The organism is bacterium (assembly GCA_040757115.1).
In the GTDB taxonomy this organism is placed as follows: domain Bacteria; phylum UBA9089; class CG2-30-40-21; order CG2-30-40-21; family SBAY01; genus JBFLXS01.
Genome location: JBFLYA010000367.1, coordinates 1 through 2809, shown reverse-complemented (window position 1 = coordinate 2809; position 2809 = coordinate 1). Strand labels below are relative to the sequence as shown.

Sequence of the window (2809 nt, the reverse complement as noted above, 5' to 3'; positions counted from 1 at the left end):
TAATAATTAATTTTTTAATTTTATTTTCAACCCCCAACCCCCAATCGTGGGGGATTTAATAAGGAATTAAGATTGTGGCATTCAAAATGACCAACAATATATATTATACGAGGACGATGAAAATTAAGGAACTCGGAGCTCGGGATTCGGGAATAAAAGAATCCCCTAACCTCTTAATCTCCCGCCAGTGGGGAGATAAAAAAATAAAAATCTGTGTCCTCTGCGAAATCTGCGGATTATTTTCAGGGGAAACGCTCATGAACCGTGGGTTCACAAATGAGGATGAAAATAGTAGGTAGGAGATAGAAGGTGGGAGGTAAGGAGATAGGCTTAAGGAGTGATGTTTTCTTTACTTTCTACTTTCTACTCTCTACTTTCTACTTCCTTATTTTCAGGAGAAGAGCGTGGTTATTTTTTATTTATCTGCATAATTTTTAAAAACACTTCAGCAATATATGGGTCAAACTGTTGCCCTTCATTTCTTTTGATTTCAGATAACGCCTCTTCTTTACTTAGTTCTTTACGGTAAGGTCTGCGGGAAATCATAGCACTATAGGCATCAGCTATCCCTATAATTCGAGCGAATAGGGGAATCGCTTCACCCCTCAATTTATCTGGATAGCCAGTGCCATCAAATCGTTCATGATGATGAAGGACACCTCCAATCACCCATTCTAATCCCCGTAATGGAGCCAGAATTCGGACTCCTGCTAATGGATGTTCCTGTATTCTTTTAAGTTCATCCTCTGTTAATTTGCTTTGTTTACAAAGAATTTCCTCAGGAACTTCTACCCTGCCTATATCATGTAATAGAGCCGATAATCGCAAATTTCGCTTTTCTGTAAGTGACATCTCTAATTCATCTGCAATCATCATCGCATATTCAGTTACCTTCATAGAATGGTCTAATGTGTAAGGGGTTTTAGCATCTATCGCCATTAACAATGTTTTGAATGGTCCCAGTGAGTTATTTAACAAATCAGAGATTTTTACATTTTTCATTTTTGATACGAGTTCACCTTGTTTGGATAGAAAATCTACTGCCTTTTTAATATCACTCATAGATATACGCTCGGCTTCTTTAAGTATCTCAATAAATTTTACATTTTCTAATTCTTCGGCTAATGTTAGTTTTATTGGCAGGGTAAAGATAAACTTACTGCCTCTACCGATGGCACTTTCTACCCATATTTTACCACCATGGGCTTCTACAATCCCTTTACTAATTGCCAGTCCTAAACCTGTCCCTTTGACAAGATGTGGTTCTACTCTTTGGAATTTTTCAAAGAGATGAGGTAAATATTCATCTGAAATACCCATCCCCTGGTCTTGAACGATTATTTTCACCTCATCTTCTTCTACCATTCCTTCAATTATAATCTCACCACCTTGTGGTGAATATCTAATTCCATTATCAATCAAGTTAGTAAGTACTTCCTCTAATCTATCTTTATCTCCTATAATCACAGGAAAATCTGAGGGAAAGTTTATTCTGAATTGATGAATGGATGTAGTTGAGATTAGATTGTCAACCACAGATTTTACCAATACAGCTATATCTATTACATCTCGATAAATTCCAAACCAACCCCTTTCTATTCGGGATACATTGAGAAGATTATTAACTAATTTTATCATATGATTGGTTTGAACATCCATGCGATGAAGGAAATCCAGGCGTTTTTCAGGATTATTACCTATATCTTCCTGCTTAAGTAAAGAAATATATCCTTTAATAACGGTAAGTGGGGTGCGTAATTCATGAGATGCGATGGAAACAAATTCAGACTTTGCCTGATTATTTCTTTTTAAATCCGCATTTGTTCTCTCTAACTCTACTATCTTTTTACTTAATTTTTTAATCTCGTCTGGTCTTTCCATAAAAGCTTCTTCTCCTTTCTTTAGGTGGATTATAGAGTTCTGCAAAACCAGGAAACTGTAGTTTTTAAGCGGGTATTTAAAACCTCTATTTCCTCCAAAAAGCAAAATGCAAAACTCGTTTATAGTTTATGGTTTATAGTCCTTCAACTATAAACTATAAACTATTAACTATCAACTATCAACGGTTTTTGGTTTTACGCTTTTAGTTTTAAGTTTTTCAGAGAATTTGCAAATTTGCCGTAACTATTCACCACGAAGAGCACGAAGAGCACGAAGATGTTACAGAACAAACCTCTTTATGCCTTTATACTCAACAGACAAAGGAAACTGTAGTTTGAATGATATCCCTAATAGATCCATCTCTCTATCCAAGCATTGTTCGTAAGTGGATTCAAGCAAACCTGGCCCAAGAGTTCGATGCACCGCTATAGCGCATCCAATGACTCTATTCGATAATTCATCAAATTTCACTTCGTGCTCTCCGTGCCCTTCGTGGTGAATAGTTACATTTTAATTAGAACCAGCTCTTTTGTCAAGCATTTTTTTGAAGGCTCAGAAATTCTCGGTGAAAAATTAGATAGAGACTCATTATTCCTTATTTTCCTCTCAAAATCTTTACGAAAAATTTTTTTCTCTATCTCTCCTCAACATAGGTGAATTCAGTCTCTAAAAATTCACCGAGAATTGCTGTTGAAGGCTGTGCAAAACTATCGTGCTGACCAACCCGCACCCTCCCTCATCTAATCAAGTAAGGACTGAACGATTACCTCCATTTTTCGTCAGCGACTTTTCCTGAGTAGCCTAGTGCTCTGTCGCTACTCAATTGATGTCCTCCCTTGGCCTAATCATTACCCACATCTTTTAGTGGACAGATTAGATAGAAATTCCAAATTCCAAGCACCAAATTCCAAATAAATTCCAAATTCCA

General features: G+C 36.6%; 4 protein-coding genes. 2 read left to right on the top strand and 2 right to left on the bottom strand.

The window, feature by feature from the left end; all coding sequences use genetic code 11:
* The first annotated feature begins 116 nt into the window (after positions 1–116).
* A complete protein-coding gene (locus AB1422_18710; protein ID MEW6621332.1) occupies positions 117–299 on the top strand; it encodes a hypothetical protein in 183 nt (60 codons plus the stop codon).
* A 10-nt stretch (positions 300–309) separates the two neighbouring features.
* Complete coding sequence (locus tag AB1422_18705) at positions 310–438, top strand: hypothetical protein (protein ID MEW6621331.1); 129 nt, start codon at positions 310–312, stop codon at positions 436–438.
* On the opposite strand, the gene AB1422_18700 is transcribed toward AB1422_18705, so the two are convergent.
* Positions 409–1881, bottom strand: coding sequence for an HD domain-containing phosphohydrolase (locus AB1422_18700; protein ID MEW6621330.1), 1473 nt, complete (start codon positions 1879–1881; stop codon positions 409–411). The two genes, AB1422_18705 and AB1422_18700, sit on opposite strands and share 30 nt — an antisense overlap.
* 279 nt (positions 1882–2160) lie before the next feature.
* The gene (locus tag AB1422_18695) at positions 2161–2352 is read right to left on the bottom strand and encodes a GxxExxY protein (protein MEW6621329.1); all 192 of its coding nucleotides are present in this window, start codon (positions 2350–2352) and stop codon (positions 2161–2163) included.
* Positions 2353–2809: the final 457 nt, after the last annotated feature.

What these genes read in the sequence shown, in the direction of transcription:
- AB1422_18710 (MEW6621332.1), top strand. Translation starts at nt 117, where the DNA reads ATGAAAATTAAGGAACTCGGAGCTCGGGATTCGGGAATAAAAGAATCC.
- AB1422_18700 (MEW6621330.1), bottom strand. Translation starts at nt 1,881, where the DNA reads ATGGAAAGACCAGACGAGATTAAAAAATTAAGTAAAAAGATAGTAGAG.